The following is a 15,478-nucleotide window of genomic DNA, read 5'->3' on the forward strand; positions in this document are numbered from 1 at the left end:
AGCTCTGCTAGAATGGCGGCCTTTGTAGAACAGGGTACTTAATCGTGTCTTTGACCTGGGTTGACTGGGCTATCGTTGCCATCATTGCAGTCTCGGCCCTGATCAGTCTGACCAGAGGCTTCGTCAAGGAAGCATTGTCCCTGCTGACGTGGGTTATAGCGGGGCTGGTTGCCTGGCTGTTCGGTGGCGCACTCGCAGAGCTGCTGGTGCCCTACATCGAAACTCCCTCCCTGCGGGTTATCGCCGCGTGTTCCATTCTATTTGTCATGACATTGTTGCTGGGCGGGCTGGTCAATTACTTGATCAGTCAACTGGTCAAGGCGACGGGTCTCAGCGGTACTGACCGCTTTCTTGGCATGGTTTTCGGCGCAGCGCGTGGTGCGCTGCTGGTGGTCGTCGCCGTCGGTCTATTGAGCCTGGCGCCCGTAGAAGCGGACGCCTGGTGGCGTGAATCGGTAGTGATCCCCCATTTTCTGCTGGTCGCTGACTGGTCGAAAAATCTCATTCTGCAAATGGCGGGTCGCTGATCCGGCAGTACCGGACAGAGCCGCCCTTAATCAAGAAGGTACTCAGGCATGTGTGGCATTGTTGGCATAGTGGGCAAATCGAACGTCAATCAGGCGCTCTATGATGCCTTGACCGTCCTGCAGCATCGCGGCCAGGACGCCGCCGGCATTGTAACCAGCGATCAGGGTCGACTGTTCCTGCGCAAGGATAATGGCCTGGTGCGCGATGTGTTCCAGCAGCGGCACATGCAGCGACTGGTCGGCCAGATGGGGATCGGTCACGTACGATACCCGACCGCAGGCAGCTCCAGTTCCGCTGAGGCGCAGCCTTTCTACGTAAACTCGCCCTACGGCATTACCCTTGCGCACAATGGCAATCTGACCAACGTCGAACAGCTGTCTCGTGAGATTTACGAGTCCGACCTGCGTCACGTGAACACAACCTCTGACTCGGAAGTCCTGCTCAACGTATTCGCCCATGAGCTGGCAGTACGTAACAAGCTGCAGCCGACCGAGGAAGACGTGTTCGCAGCAGTCAGCCAGGTACACAAGCGTTGCCGTGGTGGTTATGCAGTGGTGGCGATGATCACCGGCTATGGCATTGTTGGCTTCCGTGATCCCAACGCGATTCGTCCGATCGTATTCGGCCAGCGTCACACCGACGAAGGCGTCGAGTACATGATCGCCTCTGAAAGCGTTGCCTTGGATGTGCTGGGTTTCAGTCTGATCCGTGATCTGGCGCCGGGCGAGGCGGTCTACATTACCGAAGACGGTCGTTTGTATACTCGCCAGTGCGCAGAGAATCCGCAGTACTCGCCGTGTATCTTTGAGCACGTTTATCTGGCGCGGCCTGACTCGCTGATGGACGGTGTGTCGGTCTACAAAGCACGTCTGCGCATGGGCGAGAAGCTGGCAGACAAGATCCAGCGCGAGCGTCCCGAGCATGGCATCGATGTGGTCATTCCGATTCCCGATACCAGCCGCACCTCGGCACTTGAGCTGGCCAACCAGCTGGGCGTCAAGTTCCGTGAGGGCTTCGTAAAGAACCGTTATATCGGTCGCACCTTCATCATGCCCGGGCAGGCTGCGCGCAAGAAGTCGGTACGCCAGAAACTGAATGCAATCGATCTTGAGTTCCGTGGCAAGAATGTTCTGTTGGTGGATGACTCCATCGTGCGTGGTACGACCTGCAAGCAGATCATTCAAATGGCCCGTGAAGCGGGCGCGAAGAAGGTGTTTTTCTGCTCTGCAGCACCTGCGGTTCGCTATCCGAACGTATACGGTATCGATATGCCGAGCGCCCACGAGCTTATCGCTCATGGCCGTACCACTGACGAGGTTGCCGAGCTGATCGGCGCAGACTGGCTGATTTATCAGGATCTTGACGATCTGAAAGATGCGGTTGGTGGCGGCAAGGTCAAGATCGAGCACTTTGATTGCGCGGTATTCGATGGTGAATACGTGACTGGAGACGTCAACGAGCAGTATCTGGATCGTATCGAACAGGCGCGCAACGACGCTGCCAAGTCTACTGTCGAGCGGGTAAGTGCGATCATTGATCTGCACAACAACTGATTCCCGGCGGCAACCTGTTGCCGCAGGATATGTGAGGTTTTTGCATGAGTGAACAATGGCAGCCCGGCCGCCTGGATAGTGACCTGGAAGGTGCCGGCTTTGACACGCTGGCGGTGCGCGCTGGTCAGCGCCGCACCCCTGAGGCTGAACATGGCGAAGCGCTGTTTCTGACCTCCAGCTATGTGTTCCGCAGTGCGGCTGAGGCCGCAGCCTGCTTTGCCGGGGAAACCGGTGGAAACGTCTATTCCCGGTACATGAACCCGACTGTGCGTAACTTCGAGGAGCGCATGGCGGTGATGGAAGGGGGTGAGCAAGCCGTTGCGACTGCCTCGGGTATGGCGGCGATTACGGCAACGGTCATGAGCCTGTGTTCTGCTGGCGACCACATTCTGGTGTCTCGTAGCGTATTCGGCGCCACGGTGACGCTGTTTGAAAAGTACTTCAAACGGTTTGGGATTGAAGTCGACTATGTGCCTCTGACAGATCCACAGGCCTGGCGTGCCGCCTGTAAGCCGAACACGCGGATGTTCTTCCTCGAGTCACCCTCCAACCCGCTGGCGGAGTTGGCGGACATTGGCGCGCTGGGTGCCATCGCCCGCGAGCAGGGCGCGTTGCTGGTCGTTGATAACTGTTTTTGCACGCCGGCGCTGCAGAAGCCACTTGCTCTTGGGGCGGACGTGGTTGTTCACTCGGCCACCAAGTACATCGATGGTCAGGGCCGCTGCCTTGGCGGTGTGGTGGTTGGTCGTCGCGAGCAGATGCAGGAGCTGGTTGGCTTCCTGCGCACGGCCGGTCCGACACTCAGCCCATTCAACGCCTGGATCTTCCTCAAGGGTCTGGAAACGCTGCGTCTGCGCATGCGAGCCCATTGTGAGTCGGCGCAGCAGATTGCAGAGTGGCTGGAGCAGCGCCCTGAGGTTGAGCACGTCTACTACGCCGGCTTACCATCGCATCCTCAGCACGAGTTGGCAAAGGCTCAGCAGACAGCATTTGGTGCGGTAGTGAGCTTCGAGCTGCGTGGCGGGCGTGACGCAGCATGGCGCTTCATCGATGCGACGCGGCTGCTTTCGATTACGGCGAACCTGGGTGATGCCAAAACCACGATCACCCATCCGGCGACGACGACGCACGGGCGTTTGACGCCTGAGGCTCGTGAGGCGGCAGGTATCCGTGACGGCCTGATCCGACTGGCTATTGGCCTGGAGGAGTTGGACGATATCAGGGCTGATTTGCAGCGTGGGTTCGACGCGCAGCACTGATTTCGTGACACAGTTGCGTTATTGGTCACATCAAGGCCGGAGAGTCATGCGCTCTCCGGCCTTTTTGTTTTAGCGTCCTTCGTGCCGCAGGGATAGCGCTGGAGTGATGTTCCTTCAGTGCGGCATTTAACAATTACACGGAGGATGAAATATGCGTCATTTGATTGCTGCGCTAGGCGTTGCCCTGAGTGTGCTGCTGGTCTCGCCGAGTTGGGCCCAGGAGGCTGGTGGGCCGACGGTCAATATCAACAGCGCAGGTGCTGCCGAGATTGCCGAGGTATTGCAGGGAGTAGGGCAGGCCAAGGCCGATGCCATCGTTGCCTATCGTACCGAACACGGCGCGTTTGCTTCGGTAGAGTCGCTGGCAGAGGTCAAGGGGATCGGTGCCAGCACGCTGGCCAACAACGAAGGGCGGATTGTCCTGGAGTAGTAGTGGTATCGGCGGCGCTGCAAGGCGCCGCCTTCTTGTTCAGGTACGCAGGCGGCTGACCGCCTCGGTCAATTGATGCGCGAGACGGGCTAGTTGATCGCTGGTGTCAGCGCTTTGTGCGGTCTGCTCGACGGTACGCTCGGTAACGTCACGAATCTCCACCACGCTCTGGGTGATGGCATCGGCAGCTAGGCTCTGCTGTTCCACCGCAGAAGCAATCTCGCTGTTGCCTTCACTGATCTGGCTGACCGCGTCAGCGATTTCCTGCAGCGAGTCTCCCGCTTCGGCAACTTGCTGGACGGAGTCATGGGTCAGGCCCGCGCTGGCCTGCATGTCCTCAACCGCCACTTCGGTTCCTGACTGCAGCGCTTCAATCATGCGCTGGATGTCGTCGGTCGAGTTTTGCACCCGCTGTGCGAGAGCGCGTACTTCGTCGGCTACGACGGCGAAGCCACGGCCTGATTCGCCCGCCCGAGCGGCCTCGATAGCGGCGTTCAATGCCAGCAGGTTAGTTTGTTCGGCGATCTCGCGAATCACCCGCACCACACCGCTGATTTCCTGGCTGTGAGTCGACAGCTGATGCATGTGTTCGGTGCAGCGGTCAATGCTGGTAACGAGTCCTGCAATGGTCTTGCGCACCTGGTAGACCTGGTTTCGGCCGCGGGTCGCTAGGGTATTGGCCTGATTGGATTGGTCTCGAGAAATCGACGTGCTGCCGGCAATATCCTGTACGGTCGCACTCATTTCGTTCACCGCGGCGGCAACCTGGTCGGTTTCACCCTGCTGGATGACCATCCCGTCGCGCATGCGGATCATGGTGTCGGCTAGCCCGCGAGAGCGCTGATCAAGTTCCAAAGCGGCCTGGCGCACCGAGCCGACAACCTTCTGCTGTGACTCTTGCATCGCGTTGAATGCGCGCGCCATCGAGCCGACTTCATCACGGGCACTGGCTGGTGCACGGAGCGTCAGATCGCCAGTGCTCTCCACGGCGAGCATGACGTCGCGCAGGGTAATGATGTGGCGAGTAATGAACAGGATGAGGAGTTGGGAGAAGAACAGCACCATCAGCATCAGGATTGCGACAACGCCTGCATATAGCGGCGCGCGGGCGATCAGCAGGTCGACGAAGCCTTGGTGCTCAATCGCGAGCGCACGTCCGTCACCGGCAGCCCACGCGCCGGTGTATTCGCGTCCGACCGTACCTAGCTGGCTGGCATCAAGCCAGCGGCCGGGAGTTGCAGTGGTGCTTGGCACGCTGACCCAGCTCAGGCCATGAATCTTGCCGTCGGCCGGTTGCTCGCTGACCAGCACTTTGGCTAGCTCCTGTCTGGTCTGTTCGATACTGCGTTGCTCGACCCAGATGGCAACGAGGACGAGCATCAGGGTTGCCGCGAAAGCAACGCCATTGACTGCCCAGAACTTGTATTTCAGTGGCAGGTTCTTGAACGCTTGCATGCATACTCCAGAGCATGTTGAGACCGTTGGCTGTAGACGACATCACGGCTGAAGGGCGCCAGTATGTCCCGTCACTTTGGTATATCGGTTGATCCCGGTCAAACTTGAAGCTTTCCCGCAGGTTAGAGGCTGCGGCAGCGTCCGCGTGCATCGGTTATACTGCGCGCAACTTTAGGAAAGACTGCACATGACTCCTGCGCTGACGCAACCTGTGATGATTGACAACGATGCCGACCTGGCGCGTTGCTGTGAACAATGGCGGCAGCTGCCTTTTGTGGCAGTGGATACCGAGTTTGTTCGTACCGAAACCTTCTACCCTATCGCCGGCCTGATCCAGATTGGTGATGGTGAGCGGGCGACTCTGATTGACCCCCTGAAGATCACCGATTGGGCGCCGTTTGTTGCGCTGTTGGAGGATCTTTCCGTGGTCAAGGTGCTGCACGCCTGCAGCGAGGATCTGGAAGTCTTTTCCCGGCTTTGTGGTGCTGCGCCCGCGCCGCTGTTTGATACTCAGCTGGCCGCGGCTTTCCTCGGAATGGATTTTTCCATGGGCTATTCACGGTTGGTCAGCGCGCTGCTGAATATCGACCTGCCCAAGGATGAGACGCGCTCCGACTGGTTGCAGCGCCCGTTGAGTGCGGCTCAGATTGAATATGCCGCGCGCGACGCCCAGCATCTGGCCGAGTTGTATCAGATCTTGGCGCCGCGTATTGCGGAGGCGGGTGTTGCCGACTGGCTGTTTTCCGACACGGCCGAGCAGGTCGCCGCTTCCGGTCAGGTGATTGACCCGGAGCAGGCGTACCAGCAGGTGAAGCAGGCATGGCGACTTAAACCTGCCGAGTTGGCGATCTTGCGGCTTCTTGCCGCTTGGCGTGAGCGGGAGTCCAGAGCGCGCGATGTCGCCCGTAACCGGTTGCTGCGTGAGCGCACCCTCTGCCCCTTGGCGCAGCGTCAGCCGGACACCTTGCAGGCCTTGTCCCGGATTGAGGATATGCATCCGCGGACAGTGCGTCACGAAGGTGAGACCATCCTGCAACTGATTCGCCAGGGCCGAGCTGTTGCTCCAGCCGATTACCCAGAGGTTTTGCCTGAGCCGTTGCCTTCCGCAGCCAATCGTCTGCTTAAACTGTTGCGCAAGGTTGGTCAGCAAGAGGCTGAGGCGCGGGGTATTGCGGTTGAGATCATGCTGCGTAAAAAGGTGCTCGAAGCGATGGTACGTACCGGCTTTCCCAATGGACCCTATCGTTTGCCCGATGAGTTGAGCGGCTGGCGCCGGGAACTCATGGGTGAGGCATTGCTGAAGGCCGCCAATAGCGCGGTGGAGGTAGTTGAATGAAGGTTTTGTGTTCCATTTTCCGTAGCACCAAGAAGCAGGGTATGTACCTGTATGTGCCTCGTGAAAAAGGTTTAAGTGAAATTCCTGAAGCGCTGATGCAACTGTTCGGTCGCGGTGAGCATGCGATGGATCTTGTGCTGCATGAGGAGCGTAAGCTGGCCCAAGAAGACATCGCAACAGTGCTGCTCAATCTGAAAGAGCAGGGGTTTCACCTGCAGATGCCGCCTCAGGAAGATGATTACATCCAGCACCTTCCGCCAGAGCTGCTCAATCGCAACGATCCGGTCTAGTGCTGGTTGAAACCAATAGTTGTTAGAAACCGTCGCTACTGCGACGGTTTTTTTTCAGGGTTCGAACGTGGAAGATCGGGTGGGCTGGAGACTTAATACATGACACATGTGTCTCTGCCTGGGGCAGGCTTGCCTTGCGTGGACGGAACCTGTCAGTTTGTTAAGAGCAGGCCGCTTACCATTCGCGACGCATATTCTCCACGGAGATCTGTTCGTTAAGGGTCCAGTAGTCGTAAAGCACGCCCACCAGAAACAGCCCGCCGGTAAAGAAGTAGATGATCGCGGTGACCCATTTGCCCATGTACAGGCGGTGGGCACCGAAGATGCCAAGGAAGGTCAGCAGGATCCAGGTCAGATTGAAGTTGACCCGGCCGGTGCGGAACCGGCGATCAGCTTCGCGGTCCATGCTGGGGATCAGAAACAGGTCGATGATCCAGCCAATGAAGAACAGCCCGAGGGTGAAAAACCACAGGGTCCCGGTCCAGGGTTTTCCGTAATAGAAACGATGCGCTCCCATGAATCCGAATATCCAGAGCAGGTAGCCGATTGCCTTGCTGTGAGTATCCGAATACGCCATACGGGGTGCCTCTCTCCAAAAGTGTGTGTGTAATACTGGTCATAGACCATAAACGATTTGTGGAGTGCCTGCAGCGTGCAAAATAAAAGTGCGAACTGGTTCAAGCAAGTGGCACAGCGCGCAGAAGGGCTGGCGCAGCAGCGCCTGCGAATCGGCGTTACCGGCCTCAGTGGTGCTGGCAAGACCACGTTTATCACCAGTCTAATCAATCAGCTTGAGAATCACAGCAAAGGTTTGCTGGCACGGCGGGCGCCTTTCGATCGGCTGGAATCTGTGCGTTGGCAGCGTGAAGGTGTCGAACAACCGTTTCCGTATCTTGAGTCTCTGGCAGCGCTGTCTGCCAATCCTGCGCGCTGGCCGGACTCTACGGCTGACCTGTCTCGGGTGGTGATTGATCTGCGTTTTCGGCCACAAGGTCTGCTACGCAAGGTGCAACCGGTCAGGCAGGTGCGTATCGATATCCTCGACTATCCCGGCGAGTGGCTATTGGATTTGCCATTGCTACAGTTGGACTATGGCCAGTGGTGTGAGCAAATGGCGGGATGGCTGGAGCAGGAACCTCGACGTACGCTTGCCGGCCCGCTGCGTGAGCAGTTGCTGGCAATCGACCCCGCCGCACCGGTCGACGCGGCGAGGCTCGCCGAATTGAAAGAAGCATGGTCCGGGTTTCTGCAGCGCTGCCGACGCGAGGCCGGCCTGTCGCGCAATCAGCCCGCCCGTTTCCTGCAGCCGGGCAGTGGGGTAGCGCCGGAGATGTTGCGGTTTATTCCCTTGCTGCGCGCCAATCGCCACAGCAGCGAGACGGCGGACAGCTGGTACGGCGCTTGTGCGGCGCGGTTCAATTACTACCGCGACTATCTGGTGCGCGGCTTCTATGACGAGCACTTCCGCCATCTGGATCAGCAGGTGCTGCTGGTCGATATGCTCGGCCCGATGGACGCGGGCGAGCATGCGCTGGTGGATCTGCGTGACGCGATGGAAGCGGTGCTGTCGAGCTTTGATTACGGTCGTAGCGGATTGCTGGCGCGTCTGCTGCGCTTTCGCCCCCGTATTCGCCGCCTGGCGTTCTGTGCCACCAAGGTCGATAAGGTCAGCCCGGAGCAGCAGCGTTCGGTGCAGCAGTGTCTGGAGGACTTAATGCTCGACCGACTCGCTGAGGTACGTCATGGCGGTGTTGAGGTGCGAGGTTTGCCGCTGTCTGCCATCCGGGCTACCCGCCAAGACGGCGAGAACCTGGTTGCCGGGCTGGAAGGGCAGGATGGTTGGGTACGCTATCGCCCCGGCAGTATTCCGGAGCACCTGCCGCAGTCGCTGCAATTGAGCAGTCCGGAGCTGTTGCCACTGCGGCCGCCGCCGGGCTTGCACCGCAGCGAGCCATTTCCCCATTACCGCATGGATGACTTGGTTGCCTGGTTGCTTGAGGGGGCGCATCTGTGAGCAGTGACAAGAAAACCCGGATTCTCGACAGCTGGCAGGACGCGCTGGATGCCCAGCCGAGTCGCACTACTGAAGTGCTGGGCAGTTCAGATGCAGTACCTGATGCCTTCGTCGACGCCACCCAGCCCACGTTGCCTTCCACCCTGAATGCGCCCCCGGCCAGCCGCTGGCCGGGCCGCCTGGCGGCGCTGGCGCTGATGACGGCGTTGGGTGGTGCTGCGTTGCAGTGGGGGCAGTGGACTTGGGCTGCCTGGCAGTGGCAGCCGTTGTGGGGGGCGCTAGTCGGTGGGTTGGGTACTGCGCTGGCTGGCAGCGGTCTGCTGGCCTGGCGCGATCTGCGTCGGCAGCGTCACCGGTTGAGTGCACTGGAGCAGTTGCGTGCGGAAATGCAGGCAGCACTGCGCGAACACGATAAGCGGCTGGCAGTCGACTGGCTGGATCGGTTGCAGCAGGTCTATGCCGATACGCCGCTGGCAACCAGCTTGCAGCAGGCTTGCGCCGGGCTGGATGGTTCGCATAGCGCCGAGGAGGTGGCGCGGCGCCTGAATCTGCAGTTCTATCAGCCGATCGATCAGCAGGCACGGCAGATCATTCGCCAGGAGTCGGTCACTACCGGCGTGCTGGTGGCCTCCAGCCCTTGGGTGGCGGTCGATCTGCTGCTGGTGGTCTGGCGCAACATTCGACTCATGCAGCGGGTGGCGGTCTGTTATGGCTTGCCGATCGGGCGGTTCAGCCGCTGGCGCCTGGCGCGTCATGTATTGCGCAATATCGCGCTCGCTGGTGGCACCGAGGTGGCGATGAGTGCGCTGAGTGACTCGTTGCTTTCAGGGCTACTGGAAAAAGTCGCCGCGCGCATAGGGCAGGGCGTCGGTGTTGGTTTGTACAGCGCTCGGCTTGGGCATTTCACGCTGGATCTCAGTCGTGCGGCGCCGTTGGCAGAAAAACAGCAGCTGATCGAGGACAATCGGGGCATTGTTCGAATGATGAAGGAGCGCCTGGGGCGCAGTATCGATGGCGGCTTATAAAACTCGACGTCGTTGGCTGGCGGAACGCTGGCTTGCTCGACAGCAGGAATCCCTGGCAAAGCACCAGGCGCAGTGGTCTGCGCGCCTGGAACGGGTGCGTGATCACCTGCTTCCTACGACCTGGGAAGCGCGCATGGCGCGGGTGGCGGAGATCAGCGATGGTGAAACTGTGCGCTGGCAACCGCGAGAGGGCTCCAGCAGTGCCGAGCTGTTGGTCTGGTTGCGGCGCCTGCGGCCATATCAGCGCCGCTGGCTGGCCAGTTTGCTCGATGCGCCCAGTGCGGGATCGCTGACCTTGTTGGAAGCGCTGGAACGTCAGCAGCTCGACTGGCGCAGTCAGTTAAATCCGTTGAAGACGCACCGCGAGTACGCCGCCCAGCTGGCTACGCTGGCTCGTATGCTGGATATCCCCGCGGCCGCAGAATCGGCTTATCTTGAAAATGAACAGCGGATCTATTGCGCGATTGATGAACGCCTGTTTGGCTCGTTGCCTCTGCGTTTGCGTGCGGAACTCGCCGGTCAGCATCCCACCGGACGTGGTTATTACGTTCGTTGGTGGTATGAACGACTGATGGCCCGTACGGGGGAGCGCAAATATGATCTTGCAGGTGCGGCGCCTGAGGACTGGCCCGATATTCCTGCAGCATGGCTGGCACTGGGCTGGCTTTGCGGGTTGCGATTGCAGCAGGGGAGTGACGCTGGTCAGTGACGTCTGGCTGGCCTACCATAGCGGGCTTTGTCACGCTCAGGATCTCGTTTGATGAACTTCTCCGCATTGCTGAACGCCTTTGATCAGTCACCCGACGCCAGCGTCACCATTCCCGCCGAGTGGGCCCAGGGGCGGGCTAGTTATGGCGGACTGGTCGCCGCGCTGGTACTGCGCGGGATGCGCGCGGGTCTCAGCGATGCGCGTCCAGTTCGTTCGCTAGCGATTACGTTTGTTGGGCCGGTGCAGCCGGGTGAGGCGATGCAGGTGCAGACCGAGATTCTGCGCGAAGGCCGCGCGGTGACCCAGATGCTTGGTCGCGCAGTGCAGAACGGCCAGACCATGTGCATTATCCAGGGCAGCTTCGGGGCGGGACGTGAGTCCAGTGTCGATGTGGTCGCTGAGCCTGCACCGAGCGCTCCGCCTGCTGGCGAATGTCAGCGCACGCCTTACGTCGAGGGCGTCATGCCCAACTTCCTGCGCTACTTCGACACCCGATGGACCTTTGGTGATTACCCCTGCACCAACAGCCGCAAGCGGGAGATGGGCGGCTGGATGCGCTTTGATGAATCCTTTGAGCACTTCGATGAGGTTCATCTGGTCGGCCTCGTCGATGTCTGGCCACCTGCTGTGCTGCCGCACTTGAAGGAGCGCGCGCCTGCCAGTTCGCTGACCTGGACCATCGAGTTCGTGCAGCCACAGCCTGCCATTGATGAGGATGGCTGGTTGCTCTACAAAGCGACCATCGAGCATGCCCGCGATGGTTACGGTCACTGCGCCGCGATGGTCTGGAACAAGGCAGGCGAGCTGGTCGCCATCAGCCGTCAGACGGTTGCGGTGTTCGGCTGACGGTCAGTTTGGCCGCTGCGCGACCAGTGTGGCACGTAGCGGCGCCGGGTAGCCTTCGATGGTCTTGCTGCTGTCGTTGGGATCTAGGAACGACGGCAGTGACTGGAAACGCATCCAGTCGGTACTGCGCTGCTCCTCAACGCTGGTGCGATTCAGATCCACGCAGCGCACATCTATAAATCCTGCGCGTCGCAGCATGCGCTCCAGCATGGCTACCGACGGCAGGAACCAGACGTTGCGCATCTGCGCGTAGCGGTCTTCCGGCAGCAGGCAGTCGTTTTCATCTCCCTCCACAACCAGTGTTTCCAGCACCAGCTCGCCGCCCGGGCGCAGGCAGGCCTTGAGTTGCAGGAGGTGGTCGACTGGCGAGCGGCGGTGATAGAGCACGCCCATTGAAAACACGGTGTCGAAGGCGTTGGTCGGCTCCGGCAGGTCTTCGAGGGTAAAGGGCAGTTGCCAGACTGGAGCGTTTGGCAGGTAGTGCTTTACCGCCTCGAATTGGTTGAGAAACAGTAGATTCGGGTCGACGCCAATTACCATCGCGGCGCCGGCGTGCCACATGCGCCACATGTAGTAGCCATTGCCGCAGCCAATATCCAGCACCCGGCGCCCGCGCAGGTCGACATGCGGTGCTACCCGTTCCCACTTCCAGTCCGAGCGCCACTCGGTGTCGATGTGTACTCCGAACAGATGGAACGGCCCCTTACGCCAGGGATGCAGCCCCTGCAGTGCGTCATGCAATTGCTGCCGGGTTTGGGGGTCCATTGACGGGCCATTGAGCGTAACGCTCTGGCTGAAGTCGTGTTGCACACCCGCCAGCGGCGGCAGGTTACGCAGGCTTTGCTGCCAGCGCTCCAGGTCGCCATGTTGCAGTTCGTCCAAGCGTGCCTGCAGCCCTTCTGCCAGCGGTGCGTGCCAGCTGGCCAAGGGGGAGTTCTGTAGGGTGTCGAGCAGGGGGCTGTAATCAATCACGTGTGGGCAATCATTGAGCAAAAGTTGAGGCACTGGAACCACAGGTGGTTGTGGCTGAATCCGGCGTCGTGCAGGCGTTGTTGGTGCACTTCCAGCGGGTCTGGGCGCATCACGTTCTCAATCGCAGTACGCTTTTGGGCAATTTCCAGCTCGCTGTAGCCGTTGGCGCGCTTGAAGGCGTAGTGCAGGGATTCCAGCGAGTTCTGGGTTTGGTTGTCAGTGAAGTTGAGCTTCTCTGACAGCACCAGCACGCCACCCGGCAGCAGTGCTTTGCGGATGCGCTGTAACAGCGCCAGGCGCTGGTGCGGCGGAATGAACTGCAGGGTGAAGTTCAGAACCACCATCGAGCAGGGCTGCAGCGCCAGAGTGTTGATGTCGGCGGTCACTACTTCGGCCGGGATTGCCTCTTCGAGCATGGCGTCCTGCGCGCTCAAGTACTCCCGGCAGCGCTCACTCATGGCCTCGGCGTTATCGACCGCGATGATCCGGCAGCCGTTCAGCGGCAGATGACGGCGCATGGACTGGGTGGCGGCGCCAAGCGAGCAGCCCAGATCGTAGATCAGTGTGTCGGGTTGGGCATATTGCCCGGCGATCACGCCGATGCTTTCGATGATGGTTGGATAGCCCGGTACCGAGCGCTTGATCATGTCGGGAAACACGCGCGCGACCGCGTCGTCGAAGCGAAAATCATCGACTTTGCTGATGGGGCTGGCGAACAGTTTGTCTACCTCGGACATGGCGGGATCCCGGGTGGCATCGTGAGGTTGCGCATTCTAACTCAAGTCGCCTGCCTTGACAGGATGGACTGCTGATTGCTTGACTGAACCATAGAGTGTGCGCTGAGTCACATGGACGATTTATTGGCTGGGCGCTCTTGGGTCGCGGTTTTGTATCGTTTTTTTGACTATGGGGCTTTGTTCGGCATTCGTTTCCGCGCTGGCGGATGGCATAATGCCGCTGCTGCGGCCTTGTGCAGGACAGGTGCTTTGGACTCCAAATCGCCTTCTACAAGAGCAATGGATGCAGAGTGCCCGGATTTTACCGGCGCTCACAGTTAAACGAGGAAAGGGTATGGCTGCGAAACGCCAAATAGTCCTGGGTGCTGCTTCACTGGCAGCGCTGTATGCAGGTGTTGCGGGTGCGCTGGGGCTGGGGGAAATCCAGCTGGAGTCAGCACTGAATCAGCCGCTGAACGCAGTGATCGAACTGCAGGGCGCCGAGGGGCTTGGTCCCGATGATGTGGTCGTAAGGCTGGCGCAGACGACAGACTTCGACAACGCCGGTATTGATAAGCCTTACTTTCTCGACAGTCTTCGCTTTACACCGGTTCTGCAGAATCGACGATTGACGATACTGGTTCGCTCCACCCAGCCGGTACGCGAGCCCTACCTGAATTTCCTGGTTGAGTTGCGCCGCCCCAATGGCCGGATGCTGCGTGAATACACTGTGCTGCTTGATCCGCCGGTGTATACATCTACCGCCTCTGCGCCGGTTGCTGCTGCACCGGTTGTCGCCCCAGCGCGGCCCAGCGCAGCGCCAGTCCGGACTGCTCCTCGCCCGCAGGCTCCGCTGCCGAATCTGACCCCACAACCCGATGCCGGAAGTTACACTACCGTCTCAGGGGATTCTCTTTGGGGTATCGCCGAGCGCAGTCGTCCGGCGGCCAGCGTGTCCATCGGCGACACCATGACGGCTATTCACGCGCTCAACCAGCAAGCCTTTGTTGATGGCGATATCAATCGTCTCAAGGTGGGCCAGACGCTGGTGTTGCCGACGGCACAGCAGCTGGGAGCAAGCGGTGGGCAGGCACCTGTCAGGGAGTCGGCACCCTCGGCACCTCCTGGACCAACTGCTCCTGCACCGCAACCAACATCCGAGCAGCGCATTGCCGAGACCGTCGAAGACAGTGCAGATGATGCCGTCGGGGCTGCGGCAACTACTGATAGTACGCAAGGTCGCTTGCGCATTGAGGAAGACGCAGTCAGCGAGGCGGAAGCCGAATCTGCAGTCCTGGCGTCACGCCTCAACGAGTTGGAAGGGCGTTTCAATACGCTGCTAAGTGAGCTGGATAGTCGTGATCGCCAGATAGCCAGCCTGCAGGCTGAGCTGGAAGTATTGAATGCCGCCCGCGAGGCCGAGGAAGCCGCTGCTGCGCGCACCGCCGTGGGTGGTACGTTGGGCGAGGGAGAGGGCGGTGACGCCGTATCTCCAACGGGTAGTGATGACCCCGTCGCGGGCGCGATTGCCGCGGATGTGCCCACCGCGACTGAGGAGTCGAAGTCTTCGTTTGTCTGGTGGCCGGTATTGCTCGCGGTGCTCGCCTTCTTTGTTGGCTGGCTGGTGTCTCGCAAGCGCAAGCAACCTGACGAAGAACGCTTTGTACCGCCAACCCGTCCGACGCCAATGGCGCGTCCGACGGCAGCGTCCGAAGCGGCCTCCCCGGTGCGTGTTGTTGCCCCGGCAGCCGTCGCCGGAGCCGCTGCCGTGGCTGGTTCGGAGAGCGAGGTAGTGGACAACCTTGGTGGTATCGAGCTGTACATCACCTACGGGCGTTTCCCCGAAGCTCGCGATGCGCTGGAGAAGGCGATTGCCGAGGAGCCTGAGCGTTTGGAGCTGCGTTTCAAGCAGGCGCGGGTTATGGGCGAGCTGGGCGATTCAGACGGCTTTGCTGAGCAGGCTGAGGCGATTCGCGCGCTGGGTGGTGACATGCTGCGGGTTGATCAGCTCCGGGCGCGTTTCCCGCAGCTTGACCAGGTAGCAGCCCCGGTAGATACCGTGGAAGATGTGCTTGAGTCCGGCGCCGAGCTGGAGGACGCCGATTTGGCTGACTCCCAGCTGAACCTGAACGACTTTACCCTGGACCCCGATTGGGACTTGATCGAGGGGTTGAACCCCACGCCGGCGCGCAAGAACAGCAAGCTTGATCCGATTGCGCTCGACGACGAGGTGTTCGAGAGCAGCTTGCACGAGTTTCCGGAAATCGAGGAATTAGACGATCTGGATGACTTCGAGTCGCAGGCTAACCTCAGCACCCTGAATGATGAGGGCAACAAGCGCTGAA

At 60.1% G+C, this 15,478-nt stretch carries 15 protein-coding genes; 11 read left to right on the plus strand and 4 right to left on the minus strand.

What is annotated here, in order from left to right; translation table 11 throughout:
• Positions 1-44: 44 nt before the first annotated feature.
• The 4 genes from AAFM31_RS13390 to AAFM31_RS13405 all read left to right on the plus strand — a co-directional run bounded on the left by AAFM31_RS13390 (position 45) and on the right by AAFM31_RS13405 (position 3,770).
• Positions 45-527, plus strand: a complete 483-nt coding sequence (locus tag AAFM31_RS13390; protein ID WP_088275171.1) for a CvpA family protein — start codon at positions 45-47, stop codon at positions 525-527.
• A gap of 48 nt (positions 528-575) precedes the next feature.
• The gene (gene purF / locus AAFM31_RS13395; RefSeq protein ID WP_341708430.1) at positions 576-2,081 is read left to right on the plus strand and encodes an amidophosphoribosyltransferase; all 1,506 of its coding nucleotides are present in this window, start codon (positions 576-578) and stop codon (positions 2,079-2,081) included.
• Between the two features lie 44 nt (positions 2,082-2,125).
• Positions 2,126-3,340, plus strand: coding sequence for an O-succinylhomoserine sulfhydrylase (locus tag AAFM31_RS13400; protein ID WP_341708431.1), 1,215 nt, complete (start codon positions 2,126-2,128; stop codon positions 3,338-3,340).
• A 151-nt stretch (positions 3,341-3,491) separates the two neighbouring features.
• Positions 3,492-3,770, plus strand: coding sequence for a helix-hairpin-helix domain-containing protein (locus AAFM31_RS13405; protein ID WP_341708432.1), 279 nt, complete (start codon positions 3,492-3,494; stop codon positions 3,768-3,770).
• 39 nt (positions 3,771-3,809) lie between these two features.
• On the opposite strand, the gene AAFM31_RS13410 is transcribed toward AAFM31_RS13405, so the two are convergent.
• Positions 3,810-5,225 (minus strand): methyl-accepting chemotaxis protein, encoded by a 1,416-nt coding sequence (locus AAFM31_RS13410; RefSeq protein WP_341708433.1) that lies wholly within the window; start codon positions 5,223-5,225, stop codon positions 3,810-3,812.
• A 214-nt stretch (positions 5,226-5,439) separates the two neighbouring features.
• Here AAFM31_RS13410 and rnd point away from each other — a divergent pair, with 214 nt between their 5' ends.
• The gene (gene rnd, locus AAFM31_RS13415) at positions 5,440-6,561 is read left to right on the plus strand and encodes a ribonuclease D (RefSeq protein ID WP_341708434.1); all 1,122 of its coding nucleotides are present in this window, start codon (positions 5,440-5,442) and stop codon (positions 6,559-6,561) included.
• Positions 6,558-6,851: a YcgL domain-containing protein gene (locus tag AAFM31_RS13420; RefSeq protein WP_341708435.1), complete on the plus strand. Its 294-nt coding sequence runs from the start codon at positions 6,558-6,560 to the stop codon at positions 6,849-6,851. Before rnd ends, AAFM31_RS13420 begins: the two co-directional genes overlap by 4 nt.
• 175 nt (positions 6,852-7,026) lie before the next feature.
• Here the strand turns inward: AAFM31_RS13420 and AAFM31_RS13425 are convergent, their stop codons facing one another.
• Positions 7,027-7,428 carry a TM2 domain-containing protein gene (locus tag AAFM31_RS13425; RefSeq protein WP_341708436.1) on the minus strand — a complete coding sequence of 134 codons (402 nt, stop codon included), beginning with the start codon at positions 7,426-7,428 and terminating at the stop codon, positions 7,027-7,029.
• 75 nt (positions 7,429-7,503) lie between these two features.
• Between AAFM31_RS13425 and AAFM31_RS13430 the strand changes: the two genes are divergently transcribed.
• The 4 genes from AAFM31_RS13430 to AAFM31_RS13445 are packed head-to-tail and all read left to right on the plus strand — an operon-like array spanning position 7,504 to position 11,445.
• On the plus strand, positions 7,504-8,865 hold the full coding sequence (locus tag AAFM31_RS13430) for a YcjX family protein (protein WP_341708437.1): 1,362 nt from the start codon (positions 7,504-7,506) through the stop codon (positions 8,863-8,865).
• Positions 8,862-9,890, plus strand: coding sequence for a TIGR01620 family protein (locus tag AAFM31_RS13435; protein WP_341708438.1), 1,029 nt, complete (start codon positions 8,862-8,864; stop codon positions 9,888-9,890). The genes AAFM31_RS13430 and AAFM31_RS13435 overlap by 4 nt, the downstream gene beginning before the upstream one ends.
• On the plus strand, positions 9,877-10,599 hold the full coding sequence (locus AAFM31_RS13440; RefSeq protein ID WP_341708439.1) for a hypothetical protein: 723 nt from the start codon (positions 9,877-9,879) through the stop codon (positions 10,597-10,599). The genes AAFM31_RS13435 and AAFM31_RS13440 overlap by 14 nt, the downstream gene beginning before the upstream one ends.
• A gap of 51 nt (positions 10,600-10,650) precedes the next feature.
• Complete coding sequence (locus tag AAFM31_RS13445; RefSeq protein ID WP_341708440.1) at positions 10,651-11,445, plus strand: thioesterase family protein; 795 nt, start codon at positions 10,651-10,653, stop codon at positions 11,443-11,445.
• 3 nt (positions 11,446-11,448) lie between these two features.
• Here the strand turns inward: AAFM31_RS13445 and cmoB are convergent, their stop codons facing one another.
• Complete coding sequence (gene cmoB, locus AAFM31_RS13450; protein ID WP_341708441.1) at positions 11,449-12,417, minus strand: tRNA 5-methoxyuridine(34)/uridine 5-oxyacetic acid(34) synthase CmoB; 969 nt, start codon at positions 12,415-12,417, stop codon at positions 11,449-11,451.
• Positions 12,414-13,154: a carboxy-S-adenosyl-L-methionine synthase CmoA gene (gene cmoA, locus AAFM31_RS13455; protein ID WP_341708442.1), complete on the minus strand. Its 741-nt coding sequence runs from the start codon at positions 13,152-13,154 to the stop codon at positions 12,414-12,416. The genes cmoB and cmoA overlap by 4 nt, the downstream gene beginning before the upstream one ends.
• Before the next feature lie 334 nt (positions 13,155-13,488).
• Here cmoA and AAFM31_RS13460 point away from each other — a divergent pair, with 334 nt between their 5' ends.
• Positions 13,489-15,477 carry a FimV/HubP family polar landmark protein gene (locus AAFM31_RS13460; RefSeq protein ID WP_341708443.1) on the plus strand — a complete coding sequence of 663 codons (1,989 nt, stop codon included), beginning with the start codon at positions 13,489-13,491 and terminating at the stop codon, positions 15,475-15,477.
• Position 15,478 lies beyond the last annotated feature (1 nt).

The sequence above is a fragment of the Halopseudomonas sp. genome (genome assembly GCF_038130085.1).
Lineage (GTDB): Bacteria > Pseudomonadota > Gammaproteobacteria > Pseudomonadales > Pseudomonadaceae > Halopseudomonas.

What these genes read in the sequence shown, in the direction of transcription:
- purF (WP_341708430.1), top strand. Translation starts at nt 576, where the DNA reads ATGTGTGGCATTGTTGGCATAGTGGGCAAATCGAACGTCAATCAGGCG.
- AAFM31_RS13400 (WP_341708431.1), top strand. Translation starts at nt 2,126, where the DNA reads ATGAGTGAACAATGGCAGCCCGGCCGCCTGGATAGTGACCTGGAAGGT.
- AAFM31_RS13405 (WP_341708432.1), top strand. Translation starts at nt 3,492, where the DNA reads ATGCGTCATTTGATTGCTGCGCTAGGCGTTGCCCTGAGTGTGCTGCTG.
- AAFM31_RS13410 (WP_341708433.1), bottom strand. Translation starts at nt 5,225, where the DNA reads ATGCAAGCGTTCAAGAACCTGCCACTGAAATACAAGTTCTGGGCAGTC.
- rnd (WP_341708434.1), top strand. Translation starts at nt 5,440, where the DNA reads ATGATTGACAACGATGCCGACCTGGCGCGTTGCTGTGAACAATGGCGG.
- AAFM31_RS13420 (WP_341708435.1), top strand. Translation starts at nt 6,558, where the DNA reads ATGAAGGTTTTGTGTTCCATTTTCCGTAGCACCAAGAAGCAGGGTATG.
- AAFM31_RS13425 (WP_341708436.1), bottom strand. Translation starts at nt 7,428, where the DNA reads ATGGCGTATTCGGATACTCACAGCAAGGCAATCGGCTACCTGCTCTGG.
- AAFM31_RS13440 (WP_341708439.1), top strand. Translation starts at nt 9,877, where the DNA reads ATGGCGGCTTATAAAACTCGACGTCGTTGGCTGGCGGAACGCTGGCTT.
- AAFM31_RS13445 (WP_341708440.1), top strand. Translation starts at nt 10,651, where the DNA reads ATGAACTTCTCCGCATTGCTGAACGCCTTTGATCAGTCACCCGACGCC.
- cmoA (WP_341708442.1), bottom strand. Translation starts at nt 13,154, where the DNA reads ATGTCCGAGGTAGACAAACTGTTCGCCAGCCCCATCAGCAAAGTCGAT.
- AAFM31_RS13460 (WP_341708443.1), top strand. Translation starts at nt 13,489, where the DNA reads ATGGCTGCGAAACGCCAAATAGTCCTGGGTGCTGCTTCACTGGCAGCG.